This is a genomic window from Streptomyces sp. NPDC014764, assembly GCF_043082785.1.
Taxonomy (GTDB): Bacteria; Actinomycetota; Actinomycetes; order Streptomycetales; family Streptomycetaceae; genus Streptomyces; species Streptomyces althioticus.
The window spans coordinates 587,619-605,272 of record NZ_JBIBXY010000003.1 but is presented as its reverse complement, the minus strand read 5'-3'; the positions used below and the strand labels follow the sequence as shown (position 1 = coordinate 605,272).

Here is a 17,654-nt window from a genome sequence, read left to right as displayed (position 1 = left end):
AGCGCCGCCGTAGCTGGTGGGTCGCTGTCGCTTCCCTGAGAAAACGCTGTCGACCGGGTTCATCCCACGCCGATTGCCGTACGTTCGGTCTGTCCAGGTGGGCCCGGAGTCGAGAGGCAGCGGCGACATGACGCACGGCATGCGCGCAGACAGTTACACCCCACGTCCCGACGGCGACGGCGGGCTGCGGGGCACCGCCGCCCGCTACGCCCTGCTGCCGCTGCGGATCTTCCTCGGCGTCACCTTCGTCTACGCCGGCCTGGACAAGCTCACCGACAGCGCCTTCCTCAAGGACTCGGGGGCCGGGTCGATCGGCGACATGATGCGCGCCGTCCGCGACTCCTCCGCGATCCCCGCGCTGGTCGACATGGCGCTGGAGAGCCCCGTCGGCTTCGGCTACGCCATCGCCTTCGGCGAGCTGGCCGTCGGCATCGGCACCCTGCTCGGACTGCTCACCCGCATCGCCGCCCTCGGCGGGGCGCTCATCTCGCTCAGCCTGTGGCTGACCGTGAGCTGGGCCGCCGAACCGTACTACTACGGCAACGACCTGCCGTACCTCATGGCCTGGACCCCGTTGATCCTGGCCGGGGCCCCGCTGCTGTCCGTGGACGCCGCCCTCCGCGCACGGCGACGCCGCGGAACCTTCTAACCCCCGTTCGTCCGTGCGTGGTCGGCCGTGTCCGCTCCTCCGGGGGCCGGGCGGCCCCGGCGGCGGCGCACCAGTCCGGTCACGGCGCCCACCCCGCCGGCCAGGCAGAGGCCGCCCACGACGAGAGGGATCAGCACGAACCAGGGGGTCTCCCAGGCCCCTCCCGCGTCCCCGCCGTAGACCACCGCCGCCGCGACGAGGGCGGCTCCCGCGATCAGCCGTCCGGGCTGGAACTCATGACGCAGCACGGCTCACCTCCGCCTGCCCCGCGCCGACCCGGAGGTCGAGCCGCAGCGTGCCCGCCTTCCCGGCGCCGGGTGGCGGCTCCAGGGTCATCTCCTCGTACTTGCCAGGCGCCACGTCCACGTCCTTCCGTCCGTCGCCCGGCACCTGGATGTCACCGAGCCCCACCTCGATGTGCAGCCGCACGGTCGCGTCCCGGGGAACGATCACATGGATGCGGCCCAGGCCCACCTCGACCTGGGTGGAGACCGTGTCGCCGGCGGGGACGCGGACCGCCGACAGGTCCAGCTTCCCCTCGCCGGCGCCCAGGTCGTACACGGGACGGATCTGCGCGACCGAGGCGGGCCGCCAGCCCGTGCGGGTCCAGTCCGTGCCGATGTCGTCGGGCATGGCGGTCGATCCGGCGAGCAGGCCCGCCGTGAGAACCGCGAGGACGATCGACCCCGCTCCCGTGCGGCCGAGAAAGGCGCTGACGGCGATTCCGAGGCCGATGACGCCCAGGGCGCACGCCAGACCCGTCTGCAGGCTGGTGCCGAGGGGCTGCGTCTCCCAGGTGAGGCCCGTGCCCAGACCGGCCGCGAGCAGAGCGAACAGGAAGACCCAGCCGCCGCTCCGGCGGGGCCCTCTCGGCTTGGGCGGGCGCGCCTGCGGCGGGCGCCACACGTCCTTCACGCCGCCGCCGCTCCCGGAGCGGACGCCGACGCCGACCGCGGTGGCGATGTCCAGGTCCCGCGAGTCCTCGGGACCCCACAGGTAACCCGTGCCCCCGACATAGGTGCCGTCCTTGACGATGGGCTCGCGCCACCACGACGGGTACGCGGCCGGGACCGGAGGGGCCTGCGGCTCCGGCGGGGCGTCGGCGGCGGCCTGCGCGGCGATCGGGTCCGGGCTCGGCGTACCGCGCCGCCGCGACCAGTAGGCGGCGCCCGCGAGCAGCAGGGACAGTATGACGGCGAAGCTCAGCACCCCGTCGTTGCTCAGCATGGACAGGAAGACACCGCAGCCGACCAGCGCGAACAGCACCGCCGCCAGGGTGTGACCGTCGACCCGGCCGGTGAGCAGCCGGCGGACCTGGTTCTCGTCCTCGTCGTCGTACGGGACTAACAGCCAGGCGAAGCCGTAGAAGATGAGGCCGATGCCACCGGTCGCGGACAGCACGGCGAGCGTGATCCGGAAGATCACCGGGTCCATGTCGTACTGCCGGGCGAGACCGGAGCAGACACCGCCGAACATCTGGTGCCCCCGGTCGCGCCGGAAGTGCCGGCCGGGGTCGACGGCCCCCGCCGGTACGCCGGCCGTCCCCTCCTTCCCCGCACCCGCACGCGAGGGGTCCGCGGCGGGCGCACCGGGCCCGGACCCGGGACGCGGTCCCGGGTCCGACGCGGCATGCTGGTGATCCGTCATGCGTCCATGGTGGCGGCCGAGCCGCCCGAGCGGCAGTCGGAACGACCCTGGCCGGACCCTGATATCCGCCCCGAGGCACGCCTCGGGGGCGGCCGTTCCGTGACCGGACGGGTCGGGTCCCGGGGCTCGGCCCTCCTGCGGCTCGGGGCCGTGCGGTTCCCGGTCCGGGCGGCCGGACGCTCCGTGGCCCGGAGCCGCATCGACCCGTGACCGGGGTGCAGGCCCCGAGGCGTGGGCACACGCCCCGGTGTCCGGAGACGCGGAGGGGCCGCCGGTCCGGTGGCAGTCGACCCCGACGTCGGGATCAGGGGAGTTTCCGGGACGGACCCTGATGCCCTGGATTGCTCGGCGTGTGACCATCGTTGGCATGTCGGAAGCCGCAGCAGCGCCCCTCGCCGAGCCGCGGCCGCCGCGCAAGCTCTACCGCAGCAGTGACGGACGCTGGCTCGGGGGAGTGGCGCGGGGGCTCGCCGGGCATCTCGGACTGCCCGTGATCTGGGTGCGCCTCGCGTTCGTCGCCCTGTTCATGGCCGACGGTCTCGGGGCCCTGCTGTACGCCGCGTTCTGGTTCTTCGTGCCGCTCGGGGTGGGCGGCGTCGACGCGCAGAGGCCGCCGTCGCCCATCACCACCGAGACCGCCCAGGACGGCCGCCGCAGACTCGTCACGCGGAAACCGGACAAGGGGCAGATCGTCGCCCTGCTGCTCATGGTCGTGGTGGCCATGATCTTCGTGGGCAGCGTGAACCTCACCAACGGCGCCCGGGCCTACCTGTGGCCGACCGTCCTGGTCGGTGCGGGCGTGGCCCTGGTGTGGCGGCAGGCGGACAACGCCCGCCGGGCCCGCTGGATGGAGGTCGGCCGCCGCCGGCGGACGATGACGCTGCTGCGGGCCGTCGCCGGTGTGCTGCTGGTGACGGCGGGCGCCTCCGGGATATTCGTCCTGCGCGGCTCCGGCAGCCACCTCGGCGCGGTGCTGCAGGCCGCCCTCGCGGTCCTCGTCGGCGTCACCCTGCTCGCCGGCCCGTACCTCGTCCGTATGACCCAGGACCTCTCCGAGGAGCGCCTGATGCGCATCCGCGCGCAGGAGCGCGCCGAGGTCGCCGCCCACGTCCACGACTCCGTGCTGCACACCCTCACCCTGATCCAGCGCAACGCGGACAGCCCCGGCGAGGTGCGCCGCCTGGCGCGGGCCCAGGAGCGCGACCTGCGCGCCTGGCTCTACAAGCCGGAGGGGAACGGCAAGGACGAGGACGAGGAGCCCGCCACCCTCGCCGAGGCGGTCAAGCGCAACGCGGCCGAGGTCGAGGACAAGCACGGCGTCCCCCTGGAGGTGGTCGTCGTGGGCGACTGCCCCCTGGACGAGAAGATCGGCGCGCAGATGCAGGCCGCGAGGGAAGCGATGGTCAACGCCGCCAAGTACGGTGGCGAGGGAGGCGCGGTCCAGGTCTACGCGGAGGTCGAGGGGAGGACGGTGTTCGTGTCCGTCCGGGACCGCGGTCCCGGGTTCGACCTCGACTCGATACCCGCCGACCGCATGGGCGTCAGAGAATCGATCATCGGCCGCATGGAACGCAACGGCGGCACCGCGCGGCTGCGCGCGGTGCCGGACGGGGGCACCGAGGTCGAGCTGGAGATGGAGAGGGCGGAGAAGACGTCATGAGCGAGCCGACCGAGGCGAACGCAGCGGCGGAAGCGGCACCGGCGGACGGGACCGCGGAGCCGGCCGGCGGCACCGGGCGGCGCCATGTGCGCGTGGTCCTCGTCGACGACCACCGCATGTTCCGTACGGGGGTCCAGGCGGAGATCGGGCAGACCGAGCAGACCGGTGTGGAGGTGGTCGGCGAGGCCGCCGACGTCGACCAGGCGGTCACGGTCATCACCGCGACCCGGCCCGAGGTGGTGCTGCTCGACGTGCACCTGCCCGGGGGCGGCGGCATGGAAGTGCTGCGGCGCTGCACGTCGTTGATGGGTGACCCGGAGCGGCCCGTGCGCTTTCTCGCGCTGTCCGTGTCGGACGCGGCGGAGGACGTGATCGGCGTCATCCGGTCCGGTGCCCGCGGCTACGTCACCAAGACGATCACGGGTACCGACCTGGTCGACTCGATCTTCCGGGTGCAGGAGGGCGACGCGGTGTTCTCGCCCCGGCTGGCCGGGTTCGTGCTGGACGCCTTCGCGTCCACGGACGCCCCGCCGGTCGACGAGGACCTCGACCGTCTCACCCAGCGCGAGCGGGAGGTGCTGCGGCTGATCGCCCGCGGCTACGCGTACAAGGAGATCGCCAAGCAGCTGTTCATCTCGGTGAAGACGGTGGAGTCGCACGTCTCCGCGGTGCTGCGCAAGCTGCAGCTGTCCAACCGCCATGAGCTGACCCGCTGGGCGACGGCCCGCCGCCTGGTCTGAGCCGCCGGACCGTCCGGGCCCTCCGGACCGGACGGTCCCGGTCACACCACCCGCCTCGCCCCCGCGAACGGCATCTGGTCGACGGGGGCCACGCGGACCGGGGCCGACGGGTTCGGGGCGTGGATCATCTGCCCGTTGCCGATGTAGAGGCCGACGTGGCTGATGCCGGAGTAGAAGAACACCAGGTCGCCGGGGAGCAGTTCGGAGCGGGAGACCCGGCGGCCCGCGTCGATCTGCGCGTACGTGGTGCGTGGCAGGGAGACGCCGGCGGAGCGGTACGCGGCCAGCACGAGGCCCGAGCAGTCGAAGGCGTCCGGGCCGGTCGCGCCCCACACGTAAGGGCTGCCGAGCTTCTGGTGAGCGTATGCGACGGCCTGCGCGGCGCGCGCGTTCGGCGCCTGCGACAGGGCGGCGTCACGGGCCGTGTCGCCGGCCGAGCGTGCCGCGCGGTCGGTGCCGCCGGTGATCCGGGCGCGCTCCTCGGGTGACATCCGGGACAGCGCCTGGCGGGCGGCGGACAGCTTCTCGGTGATCGTCCGCTTGTGGCGCCCGAGTTCGGCCCGGCGGGTGGTGAGCGTCTTCACCTCGACACGGGCCGCGCCGCGCAGCTTCTCGATCTCCCGGAGCTGGGCGCGCACCCGGCCCAGCTCGGCGTGGTGGCGGCTGCCTGCGCGTTCGGCGACGGCGGCGCCGTCGAGATAGGCGTCGGGGTCGTCGGACAGCATCAGGCGCAGGGCGGGGTCGAGTCCCCCGTCGCGGTACTGCGCTGCCGCGACCGTCCCGAGGGCCTCACGGGCCTCGTTGAGCCGCGCCTGGGCGCGGGCCGTCTCGTCCTGGAGGTCGCGCAGCCGCTCCCGCGCCGAATCCGCCTTCTCCTTGACGCCGTTGTACTTCTCGGTCGCGACCTCGGCCTCGCGGTACAGACGGTCCACGTCCGCGCCCGCGGGCGCCGGCCGCGGAGCCGCGTGTGCCGCTCCGTCGAAACCGGCCGTCGTGGCCGCTCCCGCCAGGACGACTGTGACGGCCGCACGGGCCGTGGTGCCGCCCGCCGGGCGCTGCCGTGACCTGCGGTGCGCTGCCACCCTCCAAGCCGTCCTTCCCGTCGACGCCCGCCGGAGCCGGACGACTGCCCGGCGGTCCGGCGGCGGGGTGACAGGGGAGCCGTCCGCCGCCGGACCCTTTCCTCGGCGGTGGTGTCCGGCCGCCGCTCCTGACCGAGCGGCGATGCGGAGCCGGTCACCTGGGGCAGGACGCTAGGCCCGGCCGCGCGGCACGGGATACGAGTTGTGCGGAACTGTCGTCCACGGACCGCCGCGTGACCGTAAGTGACCGTTGGGGTGCGCACGGCGCTTCGTTCTCACTCAGGGTGATGACCGATGTGGTGAAGGCGGGAAAGGTGAGGGCGGCGGAATGCTATGGGACGCCCCTGGCTAGGCTCCGGCCTCATGGACGTACTCCTCCACATCTTCGTCGGTCTGCACATCATCGGCATCGCGTCGCTGCTCGGCGGCTTCCTCACCCAGATGAAGGCGATGGGCGCGGGCACCGCCCGCTTCGTCCCCGCGATGCTGCACGGAGCGCTGACGATGCTGGTCACCGGCGTCGCCCTCGTAGGCCTCAACGAGGCCCAGGACCACTCCGTCGACCACATCAAGATCGGCGTGAAGCTGGCGCTGCTGATCGTGATCCTCGGCCTGGTCTACGTGAAGCGGGACGAGGAGAAGGTGGACAAGGGCGTCTTCGGCCTTGTCGGCCTGCTGACCGTGGCGAACATCTTCATCGCGGTCCTCTGGACCTGAGCCCGCGCCCCGGGGCGCCGGGCACCGCCGCCGACACGGAACCGCCGACCGAGCCGTCACCGGCCCGGTCGGCGGTTCCGTTTCCGTCTGTCCGGGAGGCCGTCAGGCCGGGCGGACGATGCTGTGGATCGCGGAGTCGCCGTCGTAGTAGATCGACTCCTCGCGGACGTACGTGCCCGGCTTCGGAGCGTGGATCATCATGCCGTTTCCGATGTAGATGCCCACGTGGGTGACGTCGTCGTAGAAGAAGACCAGGTCGCCGGGCCGGGCCTGGGACACCGGGACGGTGGTGCCCGCGTTCACCTGGTCGTAGGTGGTGCGCGGAAGGGAGACGCCGGCTGCCTTCCAGGCGGCCTGGGTCAGCCCCGAGCAGTCGTAGGAGCCGGGGCCGGTCGCGCCCCAGACGTACGGCTTGCCGATCTGCGCGCGGGCGAAGGCGAGGGCCTTCTCCGCCTTGGTGCCGTACGACGAGTCGGCCGGCGGGGTCCCGGTCGAGCCGGTGGACCCGGAGCCCTCCGAGGTGCCGCCTCCCTGCTGCGCGGCTTCCTCGCGGGCCTGCTCCTGCTCCGCCTGCTGACGGGCCAGCTCCGCGGCCTTGCGGGCGGCCTCCTCCTGCTTGCGCTTCTCGATCGCGGCGAGCCGAGCCTTCTCCTCGGCGGTCAGCTTCGACAGCAGTCCGCGCGCGTCGGCGAGCTTCTTCTGGACGGTTGCCTTGGCCGTCTTCAGGTCGCCCTGCGTCTCGGTGAGCGTGCGGAGACTCTCGGTGGCCTCCTGCCGCTTCTTCATCGTCTCGGTCTGCTGGGTGACGTAGTCGTCCACCGCCGCCTTCTGGCGGCCGGTCATCCGGTCCAGCACCTGACGCTGGTCGAAGATGTCCTGCGGGGTCTCCGCGAGCAGGAACGTCGCGGTGTCCGGCATGCCGGCACCGGTGCGGTACTGGGCGGCGGCGTAGGAGCCCAGTTCCGAGCGCGCCTCGTTCAGCTTCTGTGTGCGCTTCGCCACGTCGTCGAGGAGGGTGTCGACGCGCTTGCGCTGCTTGGTGGTCTTCTCCTTGGCCGCGTTGTACTTCTCGGTCGCCGACTCGGCCTGGCGGTAGAGGTCGCCGACCTTCTTCTCGACCTCCTCCAGGCTGGGCCGGTCCTCGCCCGGCGAGGCGTCGGCGGTCTGGGAGAGCAGGGCCACGGAGGTGAGCGCGGCCGTGGCGAGGGCCGGGGTGCGTATGCCTGCCACGCGCGGGCCCGGGGTGCGCGACTTGCGGTGCGACGCCAAGGGAGGCGACTCCTTCCAGTGCTCCGCCTACCGGGTTAGCTGTCGGGTTCGGGCGGGTGTGTGGAAGGGTTGCCCTACGGCCGCTCCGAAGAGTGGGCCGATTCACCCCAAGTCTCGGTGGGTCCCCGGCTCCGGCTGCCACGGTGGACAGTGACGGACTCGGCGGAGGCCGCGCGGCCCGGCGAGGTTCGCCGGCGGGGGACGAGCGGCCCGGACCGCACGGTAGCCAACTGGTGTGGCCCTTGTGAAGGTTGATGGGTGATATGCCCGATACATTTTCGTGACCTTCCGGTGGGTGTCACGCACGGTGAGGCGGCGACCGTGGAGGGTGCCCGCCGTGGCGCCTCCGGGAGAGGCCGGGGGATGTTTCCGGGGCGGCCCCGGGTTGTCGGTGGAGCGCCCTAGACTCGGAGAGCGATGAGCAGCCTCTTTGACGACAGCTTCCTGGCGGACCTCCAGGCCCAGCGCGGCCCGGCGGACGAGCCCCCGCCGCCGCCCGAGGACGAGCACGCCCCGGAGCCCCTGCCGGACGATCTGTTCGGCGGGAAGTTCGACGTGCCCCCGGAGCGGGACTCCTACTACCGGGACGGCGCCCCGCGCCCGGTGATCGACTCCGCCGCGCTGCTGGAGGGGTTGAACGACAACCAGCGCGCCGCGGTCGTGCACTCCGGCTCCCCGCTGCTCATCGTCGCGGGAGCCGGGTCCGGCAAGACTCGCGTGCTCACCCACCGCATCGCCCACCTGCTCGCCGAGCGGGACGTCCACCCCGGCCAGATCCTCGCGATCACCTTCACCAACAAGGCCGCGGGCGAGATGAAGGAGCGCGTCGAGCAGCTCGTCGGGCCCCGGGCGAACGCGATGTGGGTCATGACCTTCCACAGCGCGTGCGTCCGCATCCTGCGCCGGGAGTCCAAGAAGCTCGGCTTCACGTCGTCCTTCTCGATCTACGACGCCGCCGACTCCAAGCGTCTGATGGCCCTGGTCTGCCGCGACCTGGACCTCGACCCCAAGCGCTTCCCGCCGAAGTCCTTCAGCGCCAAGATCAGCAACCTGAAGAACGAGCTGATCGACGAGGAGGACTTCGCCGCCCAGGCGACCGACGGATTCGAGAAGACCCTCGCCCAGGCCTACGCGCTCTACCAGTCCCGGCTGCGCGAGGCGAACGCCCTGGACTTCGACGACCTGATCATGACGACGGTCAACCTGCTCCGCGCCTTCCCCGACGTCGCCGAGCACTACCGCCGCCGCTTCCGGCACGTCCTGGTCGACGAGTACCAGGACACCAACCACGCCCAGTACGCCCTGGTGCGCGAGCTGGTCGGAGGCGCCTCCGAGCACCCCGTCGACGTCCCGCCGGAGGCCGAGGTGCCGCCCGCCGAGCTGTGCGTGGTGGGCGACGCCGACCAGTCCATCTACGCCTTCCGCGGCGCGACGATCCGCAACATCCTCCAGTTCGAGGAGGACTACCCGGACGCGACGACCATCCTGCTGGAGCAGAACTACCGCTCCACCCAGACGATCCTCTCCGCCGCCAACGCCGTCATCGAGCGCAACGAGTCCCGCCGCCCGAAGAACCTGTGGACCAACGCCGGCTCGGGCGCGCTCATCACCGGGTACGTCGCCGACACCGAGCACGACGAGGCGCAGTTCGTCGCCGACGAGATAGACCGCCTCACGGACGCGGGCGAGGCCAAGGCCGGCGACGTCGCCGTCTTCTACCGCACCAACGCCCAGTCCCGTGTCTTCGAGGAGATCTTCATCCGCGTCGGCCTGCCCTACAAGGTCGTCGGCGGCGTGCGCTTCTACGAGCGCAAGGAGGTCCGGGACGTCCTGGCCTACCTGCGGGTGCTGGCCAACCCCGAGGACTCGGTGCCGCTGCGCCGCATCCTCAACGTCCCCAAGCGGGGCATCGGCGACCGCGCCGAGGCCATGATCGACGCCCTCGCCCAGCGGGAGAAGATCAGCTTCCCGCAGGCGCTGCGCCGCGTCGACGAGGCGTACGGCATGGCGGCCCGGTCGGCGAACGCCGTCAAGCGGTTCAACACGCTGATGGATGACCTCCGTACGGTCGTCGAGTCGGGCGCCGGTCCGGCGACGGTGCTGGAGGCCATCCTCGAACGCACCGGATATCTCGCCGAGTTGCAGGCCTCCACCGACCCGCAGGACGAGACCCGCATCGAGAACCTCCAGGAACTCGCGGCTGTCGCCCTCGAGTTCGAGCAGGAGCGCGGCGAGGGCGAGACCGGCACGCTGGCCGACTTCCTCGAGCGGGTCGCGCTGGTCGCCGACTCCGACCAGATCCCCGACGAGGAGGACGGCGACGGCGTCATCACGCTGATGACCCTGCACACCGCCAAAGGCCTGGAGTTCCCGGTCGTCTTCCTCACCGGCATGGAGGACGGCGTCTTCCCGCACATGCGCGCCCTCGGCCAGACCAAGGAGCTGGAAGAGGAGCGCCGCCTGGCCTACGTCGGCATCACGCGCGCCCGCGAGCGGCTCTACCTCACCCGGTCGGTGATGCGCAGCGCCTGGGGCCAGCCGTCGTACAACCCGCCCTCGCGTTTCCTGGAGGAGATCCCGGTCACGCATGTGGAGTGGAAGCGGACCGGTGCGAGCGGTCCGGTGGCCAACGGCCCGGTGTCCGGGGTGGCCGCGTCGCTGTCGTCGTCCCGCTCCCGCTCGTCCGCGTCGGGCGCCTCCGGCTTCGCCACCCGGCGCACCTCGGAGAAGCCCGTGGTGTCGCTGGCCGTCGGGGACCGGGTCACGCACGACCAGTTCGGCCTGGGCACGGTCGTCGCGGTGAAGGGCACGGGGGCGAACGCCGAGGCGACGATCGACTTCGGCGACGAGAAGCCCAAGCGCCTGCTGCTGCGGTACGCGCCGGTGGAGAAGCTCTAGCCGTCCGTGCGGGGCCCGTCGTGGGCCGGGGTGCGCCCCGGTGCCGCGACGGGCACCGGTCCACGGGACGACCTACGTGGGTTCCAGGCCGTGGCTGCGGAACCAGGCGAGGGGGTCGATCGCCGAGCCGCCGCCCGGGCGGACCTCGAAGTGCAGGTGAGGGCCGGTCGAGTTGCCGGAGTTCCCGGAGAACGCGACCTGATCGCCGGCCTTGACGGTCGCGCCGGAGGGTACCTGGTAACTGGAGAGGTGGCAGTACCACGTCTCCGTGCCGTCCTTCGCCGTCACGATCAGCATGTTGCCGTAGGCGGAGTTGTACTGCGTGCGCACCGTGCCGTCGGTCGCCGCCAGCACGGGCGTGCCGTAGGAGACGGGGAAGTCGATGCCGCTGTGGAGGGACATCCAGTTGATGCCGGACTGGCCGTAGTAGGCGCTGAGTCCGTGCTGCGCCACCGGGAGCGCGAACTTCGGGCGGAGCCGTTCCTTGCGGGCCGCCTCCTCGGCCGCCCGCTTGCGCTCGAGCTCCTGCTGGGCCTTGAGGTCGATGCGGCCCTGGGCGCGGCTGGCCCGGTCGGCGAAGTCGTCGGCGCCGGCGGCGAGGCTCTCGAGCTGGGTGTCCAGCTTGACGTTTGCGGCGGACGGCTGGACCGGCTGGGCGTCCGCGGCGGTCGTCCGCGCCTCCTGGCCGCCCTCCTCGGACAGATCCCCCACCGAGGCGGCGGCGATGCCGGCGACCCCCATCACGCACGCCGAGGGAACGGCCACGGTCAGCAGCGCGGAGCGCTTGGGCGGGGTGCGGCGGCGGGAGCGGGACCCGGAACGGGAGGCGGCGCGCGGTGCGGGGGTGACCTCTTCCTGCCCGTCGAGGAGGGTCACGGCGGGCAGTTCGCCGGTGTCGGCCGGTTCACCGGCCCCGGGTTCGTCCGGACCGGGCTCTCCGCGGTAGTCGTCCTCCGCGTACGGCTGGTCGGGCACGTCCTGGTCGTAGGACTCCTGGGAGAAGCCCTCCTGGGGGAAGTCCTCCCGCGCCCCGAAGTCCGCGTGCGCCGCCGAGTTCTCCTGCTCGTACGGCTCTCCGCCGTACTGCGCGTCCGGTGCGGGCGTCTCCCCGCCGTCGGAGTTCCACTGGGTGGCGTCGTAGACGCCGCTGTCGAAGGTCTGCGTGCCCCAGTCCCACTGCTGGGTCGGGTCCGCGGGCTGCTCGGCCTGGTCGGGCTGGAGCCACGCGTTCGCGTCCCACTGGCCGGTCTCGGGGGATCCGCCCTGCTGGGGGATCACCGCCATCGGCTGCTGTCCTGTGGTCCAGGCGGTCGCGTCGTGGCCGCCGGTGTCGTACGCGGCCTGCTGGAAGGCGTAGGCGTCGTAGTGCCCGGTGTCCTGCGCGCCGGCCGTCCACTGGCCGGTGGTCCAGGCCGCCTGCGCGGGGTCCTCGCCCGGCATGCTCCCGAAGAGAGGGTCGGCGGCGAAGGTGCCTGCGGCGTGCTCGCCGGTGCCGTAGTAGGTGGCGTCGTAGCCGGCGTAGGAGGTGACGTCCCCGTACGGGACCTCCTGGCTGCCGTACGACGCGTAGGGCGCCGAGGCGGCATCGGAGGCCGGAGCCGGGGTCATGATCCCCGACGGGTGACGGTCGTTCACCAACTTCTCTTTCGCCTCGACAACAGGGGCTGCCAGAGCAGTGCGGCGACTGTACCCGGCGGTATGCGGGCGCGACAATCTTCCCCAGGTTTCGCGGCCGCAGGAAACGGGCATTCGGTCGGGTTTCGGCGGTCGGTGGACGCGGTCTTGGCTCTACGTTCGACTCGTGTTCGAAGTTGTGAGGCGTGGGCGTCGGCAAGTCGGCCGTCTCTGACCGATGTTGTTCGCTTCTGGATGCGGAAGATCGCTCCGTAGCGGGGAGAGGTGCGGGCGTGTCGTGCGCCCCTGCGCCTCAGGCCACCGTGAGGCCGTTCGCCCGTCCGCCGGACGGTTCACCCGGTTGCGCCGTGTCCAGCGCCTCCCGGATGCCCGTCGCCACCGCCGGGTGCACCGGCAGCGCCAGGTGCCCCACACCGCTCACCCGCACGTTGACCGCCTTGAGGTCCGGGTGCTCGACGCACGCGTTCTCCAGCGGATCCATGATGTGGTCGAGATCGCTCCAGAACGCCACGAAATGCGTACGGCACCCGGGCGACGGCTGTGCCAGCTCCTCCAGCACCGGCGAGCCCGGACGCATCTGCCGCACGATCGGATGGGCGTTGGCCAGCGGCGCCACACGCGTGCCGGAGTGTGGGGTGCCGAGCGTGACCAGCGTCCGCACCCTCCGGTCACCGCCCAGCCGCTGCACGTAGTACCGCGCGATCAGCCCGCCGAGGCTGTGTCCCACCACGTCCACCCGCTCGCTGCCCGTGCGCTCGCAGACCTGCTCGACATGCCGTCCGAGCAGCTCGGCCGCCGTGCGGATGTCGCACGTCAGCGGGGAGTAGTTGAGCGACTCGATCTGCTGCCGGCCGTGCTGGGCCAGGCTGCGGCGCAGCAGGACGAAGACCGAGCGGTTGTCGATGAAGCCGTGCAGCAGCACGACCGGGGGCTTGGCCTCCGCCGGCAGCTGCGCCGTCCCCTCCGGGGCGGTCAGGGCGGAGCGGTCGGGGCCGCGCCGCTCCTGGATGATGCCGGCGGGATAAAGGAGGACGTGGCCCGCCAGGATCGCCAGCTCCAGGGCGGTCGCCTTCAGCAGGCCCACGGAGAGATCCGCCAGCCGGGCCGGCAGAAGACGCCGGCAGAGGGGCAGGAACGGAAGAGCTGCCTGGGTGACCTTCATGGCCGACCTCCTGTCGGCACGCGAGGGGACAGCCTCGTCCCCCGTGTGCCCTCGTGGAATGGCGCTCCGAGTGCGGTCGACGGTGCGCGCCGGTGAAGCGCGGACGGTGCGCGGTGGTGGGTCGACCTCGAGGCGCATCCCTTATGCGCATGTTCCCACTGTTGTCCCTGTGTCGCACGAGCACTCGGCCTGGAGGCCGGGCCCGGGAACGCTGCGCGACGGACGTGTCCCACCGTGTGATTTCCCCCTCCCTGTGCACCGTGAAACTGCCGGTTGCGGGATGCTGGAGATAACGTTCGTTCACTTCTGCGGCCGGTTCGGGCCGGGGAATCCGTGCGATGTGTGCGGTACTGGTCGATACGGATGGATGTAGTCGCTTCATGGAGGCAGTGATGGGTGTGGCAGCCGGTCCGATCCGCGTGGTGGTGGCCAAGCCGGGGCTCGACGGCCACGATCGCGGGGCCAAGGTCATCGCGCGGGCCCTGCGCGACGCCGGTATGGAGGTGATCTACACCGGGCTCCACCAGACCCCCGAGCAGATCGTCGACACCGCGATCCAGGAGGACGCCGACGCGATCGGCCTGTCCATCCTCTCGGGCGCGCACAACACGCTGTTCGCGAAGGTCATCGAGCTGCTGAAGGAGCGGGACGCGGAGGACATCCTCGTCTTCGGGGGCGGCATCATCCCCGAGGCGGACATCCCCCCGCTGAAGGAGAAGGGCGTCGCGGAGATCTTCACGCCGGGCGCCACCACGGCGTCCATCGTCGACTGGGTCCGGGCGAACGTCCACCAGCCCGCGGAGGCGTAGGCGCGGGGCCTCAGCGGCCGGCGGGTGGTGTGCCGCCGGGACTGCGGGCATGGGCGCCCGTGTGGTCATGGTCGCGGGCGCCGAGGGCGCCTGGGTTTCCCGGAAGGGTGCCGGGGCGTCCGTGGCGGGCGCGACGAGGTCGTCGAACGTCGATGAGGTGAGGGCGTCCGGTGCCGGCGCGGCCGGGGCGGCGCCTGCCGTCGTCGCGAGGGCCGCGGGAGCCGGTGCTTCCGGTGTCGGCGCTGCGGGAGCCGTTGCCGCCCGTGCGACGGCGGGCGGCGGGATGCCCGTGTCCGGGCGTCGGCGCCGCGGGTGTCCGCCGGTGTGTGCTGCTCCGCCCCACCCTGCTGCGGCGGTGAGCGTGGGCCTGACGAGGCCGGCCGGCCCGGTCAGGGCGCCGGGTCCTCCGGAGCCAGCTCCGCCAGCATCGCGCCGCGCAGCCGCAACGTGGTCACCAGGCGCCGGAACGCCTCCGACCAGTAGCTCCCGGCGCCGGGCGCCGCGTCCTCCGGCTCGTCCGGTATCGCCAGCAGCGCGTCCAGACGGCTCGCCTCGGACGGGTCGAGGCAGCGCTCGGCCAGGCCCATGACTCCGCTGAAACTCCATGGATAACTCCCTGCGTCCCGCGCGATGTTGAGCGCGTCGACCACGGCCCGCCCGAGCGGCGGGGCCCAGGGCACCGCACACACCCCGAGCAACTGGAACGCCTCGGACAGGCCGTGCGTCTCGATGAACCCGGCGACCCACGCCGCCCGCTCACCGGAGTCCAGAGTGGCCAGCAGCCGGGCGCGCTCGGCGAGGGACACCGCTCCCGGACCGCCTGCCTCCGGCGCGGACGGCTCCCCGAGCAGCGCGCGCGACCAGGCCGCGTCCCGCTGCCGCACCGCCGCCCGGCACCAGGCCGCGTGCAGCTCGCCCTGCCAGCCGTCGGCGACCGGCAGCGCCACGATCTCCTCGGGCGTACGCCCGCTGAGCCGCCCGGGCCAGGTGCCGAGAGGCGCCGCCTCCGCCAACTGGCCCAGCCACCACGAGCGTTCCCCGCGTCCGGCCGGCGCCTTGGCCACCACACCGTCGCGCTCCATCGCCGCGTCGCACTCGTGCGGCGCCTCCACCACGATCGTCGGCACGTCCCGCGTGCGGTCCACCGCCACACACGCCGCGGCGCGCACCGCCATCCGTGCGGCCAGTGCCGAGGCGGGCAGCGCAGACAGCAGTTCGGCCGCCGTCGCCCGTACGTTGCGGCTGCGGTCGGCCAGCGCCCGCTCCAGGAAGGTCTCGTCGTCCGGGCCGAGTCCGGCGCGCAGGGAGTCCAGGAACATCAGCCGGTCCTCGGCCCGCTCCGTCGCCCATGTCTCCTCCAGCAGGGCGCGCGCGGCCGCCGCGTCACGGGAACGCAGGGCGGTGAGCAGCGTGACCCGCTCGGCGAAGAGGCCCTCCTGCCAGAGTCGCCGTATGCCCTGCGGGTCACGGAGATCGGGTGCCGAGGGGCCGCCGCCGGGGGCCGCACGCAGGGCGAACCGCCAGTCCGGGTTGAGCCGGGCCAGCCACAGCGCGCGCGGGCCCGCGAACCGCAGCGCCGCCGGACGCAGGTCGGTGCGGCCCCGCGCCGCGTCGAGCAGTGCGGGCAGGGCCTGCGGGGGCGCCGCGTAGCCACGGGCGTTGGCCGCCTGGAGCCACTGCGGCAGCAGCTCCGTCAGGTCCGGCGCCGCGCCCCGGCGGCCGCCGCCGGACGCGCCGGGGCGGTCGGCGAGCAGCGCCGCGAGCCTGTGTGCCGCGGCGGGCGGCAGCGGAGCGCGCGGGTCCTCCGGGGCGGGCCGCAGCCGCTCGGCGGGCCGCGCGGGCCGCAGCCCGGCCCGACGCCGTACGGTCGCCGCTGCGGCCGCGTCGAGCAGGTCCGACGGCGCCTGCGATCCGGGCGCCGCGCCCGGCGGGGTGCGCCGGTCGGTGCCCAGCAGAGCCGAGGTCAGCAGCTCCTCCCAGTGGTCCGGGAGGGACGCGGCCCCGGTGGCGGTCGTCCTGCTCATGAGCTTCCTTTCCGACGGGGGTCCCGGTGCGGTCGAAGACTCACGCGCACCGAGTGTCCAGCGATGTCCGAAAGATGCATGGGGGTGGCGGGGCCGGAGGCGACTGAGGCGCGGAAGTGGCAGGTCAGCACAGGGGTACCACCTCTCCCGGACCCTGCGGCCAGGCCGCCAGGGGAGTGAAACCGCGGGGGCCGCACTCGCCGAACACCCGGACCGGGGCGCCACCGGAGAGGGCGACCAGCCGCCACAGCCCCGCGCGGGACCGGGCCGCCGCGCCGACCGGCAGGGCGTGGTCCTCGTCGGCGTCGGCGAGCTGCCAGCCGTCACCGTCCTGGACCGGCACCACCCGGTCCAGCGTCACCGGGACCGACTCCCGCCACGGGTCGTCGCGCAACGCGGCGCCGTAACGCGCGAGCGCCCCGGACGTCGTCGTGCCCGGCGGGCGCACGGTCGTCGGCGTGGGCGGCCCGAACCGCTCGGTCAGCGCCATCCGCGGCTGCCCGGCGCCCGGGTAAGGGGTCAGCTCCGCGTCGACCGCCGGCCCGGCCGGGAGGGTCAGGTCGGGGGCGCGGCCCGCCGCCCCGTAGGAGAGGAGCAGCGCCGTACGGCCGGACGCCGTGCCGTGCAGCCAGATGCGACGGGTGGTCAGGTGGCCGTCGGAGGTGTCGTACTGGGCGAGGACGAGCCAGTCGTCGCGGATCGCCGGGCCCTCCGGCGACGCGGTCAGGCCGACTCGGGAGCGGACCGTCGCGGCGAGCGGCTCGGGCAGCCGGTCGCGACGCAGCCAGGCCCGGGCCAGGAGATGGAGGAGGGCGCACTCCTCCAGCAGACGTACGGGGGCGCCTGCGCCGGCGTACGCAAGCGCCCCCAACTCCCGGACGCGGTTGGCCAGTCCCGGGGCCTGCGCGTCGACCATGCGGGCCGCGGTCTCCTCCCACAGGGCGCTACCGGACTGCTCGGCCGAGATCAGCCCGCCGCGCAGCAGGTCCGCGAGACGCTGCTCCAGCTCGGTCGCCCCCGCGGTGACTCGCTCGGCCCGCCGCCCGGCCCGCCGTTGGGCTCCGGGGGAGACGGGCGGTGGGGAGACGGGCGGTGGGGACGCGGAGGCCGCGGCGTCCGGTTCGTCGGGCGAGGGCTCGCAGGACCCGCCCGGCACTGACTCGCCCGCCGTGCCGGACGAGGGCTCGGCGAGTCCGTCCGGCACAACCTCACCCGCGCCGGCCGACGCGGCGTCACATGCCTGTGCCGGTACCTGCGTCACGGTTCGGCGCACCCCCCGATCACTCATGTCCTCGACGGTAGGCCCCGCCACTGACAGTCCGTGTCGGCCGGGTATGTGTGCAGGCCGGGGGTGATTGTCAG

At 73.1% G+C, this 17,654-nt stretch carries 14 protein-coding genes and 1 riboswitch; of the genes, 6 read left to right on the top strand and 8 right to left on the bottom strand.

Annotation, left to right across the window (positions count from 1 at the left end):
• Nucleotides 1-127: 127 nt before the first annotated feature.
• The gene (locus ACF1AG_RS11495; protein WP_359607475.1) at nucleotides 128-649 is read left to right on the top strand and encodes a DoxX family protein; all 522 of its coding nucleotides are present in this window, start codon (nucleotides 128-130) and stop codon (nucleotides 647-649) included.
• Here the strand turns inward: ACF1AG_RS11495 and ACF1AG_RS11490 are convergent.
• Both ACF1AG_RS11490 and ACF1AG_RS11485 read right to left on the bottom strand, forming a co-directional pair.
• Nucleotides 646-897, bottom strand: a complete 252-nt coding sequence (locus tag ACF1AG_RS11490) for a hypothetical protein (RefSeq protein ID WP_391809648.1) — start codon at nucleotides 895-897, stop codon at nucleotides 646-648. The two genes, ACF1AG_RS11495 and ACF1AG_RS11490, sit on opposite strands and share 4 nt — an antisense overlap.
• Complete coding sequence (locus ACF1AG_RS11485; RefSeq protein ID WP_391809647.1) at nucleotides 884-2,296, bottom strand: PspC domain-containing protein; 1,413 nt, start codon at nucleotides 2,294-2,296, stop codon at nucleotides 884-886. The genes ACF1AG_RS11490 and ACF1AG_RS11485 overlap by 14 nt, the downstream gene beginning before the upstream one ends.
• 367 nt (nucleotides 2,297-2,663) lie before the next feature.
• Between ACF1AG_RS11485 and ACF1AG_RS11480 the strand changes: the two genes are divergently transcribed.
• Both ACF1AG_RS11480 and ACF1AG_RS11475 read left to right on the top strand, forming a co-directional pair.
• Nucleotides 2,664-3,956 (top strand): PspC domain-containing protein, encoded by a 1,293-nt coding sequence (locus tag ACF1AG_RS11480; protein WP_359607913.1) that lies wholly within the window; start codon nucleotides 2,664-2,666, stop codon nucleotides 3,954-3,956.
• A complete protein-coding gene (locus ACF1AG_RS11475) occupies nucleotides 3,953-4,696 on the top strand; it encodes a response regulator transcription factor (RefSeq protein ID WP_033272396.1) in 744 nt (247 codons plus the stop codon). The genes ACF1AG_RS11480 and ACF1AG_RS11475 overlap by 4 nt, the downstream gene beginning before the upstream one ends.
• Before the next feature lie 41 nt (nucleotides 4,697-4,737).
• On the opposite strand, the gene ACF1AG_RS11470 is transcribed toward ACF1AG_RS11475, so the two are convergent.
• The gene (locus ACF1AG_RS11470) at nucleotides 4,738-5,778 is read right to left on the bottom strand and encodes an NlpC/P60 family protein (RefSeq protein ID WP_359607916.1); all 1,041 of its coding nucleotides are present in this window, start codon (nucleotides 5,776-5,778) and stop codon (nucleotides 4,738-4,740) included.
• Between the two features lie 363 nt (nucleotides 5,779-6,141).
• Between ACF1AG_RS11470 and ACF1AG_RS11465 the strand changes: the two genes are divergently transcribed.
• Nucleotides 6,142-6,495, top strand: a complete 354-nt coding sequence (locus tag ACF1AG_RS11465) for a hypothetical protein (RefSeq protein ID WP_359607918.1) — start codon at nucleotides 6,142-6,144, stop codon at nucleotides 6,493-6,495.
• Between the two features lie 102 nt (nucleotides 6,496-6,597).
• On the opposite strand, the gene ACF1AG_RS11460 is transcribed toward ACF1AG_RS11465, so the two are convergent.
• A complete protein-coding gene (locus ACF1AG_RS11460; RefSeq protein ID WP_359602635.1) occupies nucleotides 6,598-7,764 on the bottom strand; it encodes an NlpC/P60 family protein in 1,167 nt (388 codons plus the stop codon).
• 7 nt (nucleotides 7,765-7,771) lie between these two features.
• A riboswitch (cyclic di-AMP (ydaO/yuaA leader) is annotated at nucleotides 7,772-7,939 on the bottom strand.
• A gap of 242 nt (nucleotides 7,940-8,181) precedes the next feature.
• Between ACF1AG_RS11460 and pcrA the strand changes: the two genes are divergently transcribed.
• Entirely contained in the window at nucleotides 8,182-10,662 is a 2,481-nt protein-coding gene (gene pcrA / locus ACF1AG_RS11455; protein ID WP_359602633.1) for a DNA helicase PcrA, read from the top strand.
• Nucleotides 10,663-10,734: 72 nt separating this feature from the next.
• Here the strand turns inward: pcrA and ACF1AG_RS11450 are convergent, their stop codons facing one another.
• Nucleotides 10,735-12,297: a M23 family metallopeptidase gene (locus tag ACF1AG_RS11450; protein WP_359602631.1), complete on the bottom strand. Its 1,563-nt coding sequence runs from the start codon at nucleotides 12,295-12,297 to the stop codon at nucleotides 10,735-10,737.
• A 292-nt stretch (nucleotides 12,298-12,589) separates the two neighbouring features.
• Complete coding sequence (locus tag ACF1AG_RS11445) at nucleotides 12,590-13,459, bottom strand: alpha/beta fold hydrolase (protein ID WP_359602629.1); 870 nt, start codon at nucleotides 13,457-13,459, stop codon at nucleotides 12,590-12,592.
• A 392-nt stretch (nucleotides 13,460-13,851) separates the two neighbouring features.
• Between ACF1AG_RS11445 and ACF1AG_RS11440 the strand changes: the two genes are divergently transcribed.
• A complete protein-coding gene (locus tag ACF1AG_RS11440; RefSeq protein ID WP_359602628.1) occupies nucleotides 13,852-14,268 on the top strand; it encodes a cobalamin B12-binding domain-containing protein in 417 nt (138 codons plus the stop codon).
• 389 nt (nucleotides 14,269-14,657) lie between these two features.
• Here ACF1AG_RS11440 and ACF1AG_RS11435 read toward each other — a convergent pair whose 3' ends face one another.
• Nucleotides 14,658-16,292: a DUF5691 domain-containing protein gene (locus tag ACF1AG_RS11435; RefSeq protein WP_359602626.1), complete on the bottom strand. Its 1,635-nt coding sequence runs from the start codon at nucleotides 16,290-16,292 to the stop codon at nucleotides 14,658-14,660.
• Between the two features lie 124 nt (nucleotides 16,293-16,416).
• Nucleotides 16,417-17,580, bottom strand: coding sequence for a hypothetical protein (locus ACF1AG_RS11430; RefSeq protein ID WP_359602625.1), 1,164 nt, complete (start codon nucleotides 17,578-17,580; stop codon nucleotides 16,417-16,419).
• Nucleotides 17,581-17,654: the final 74 nt, after the last annotated feature.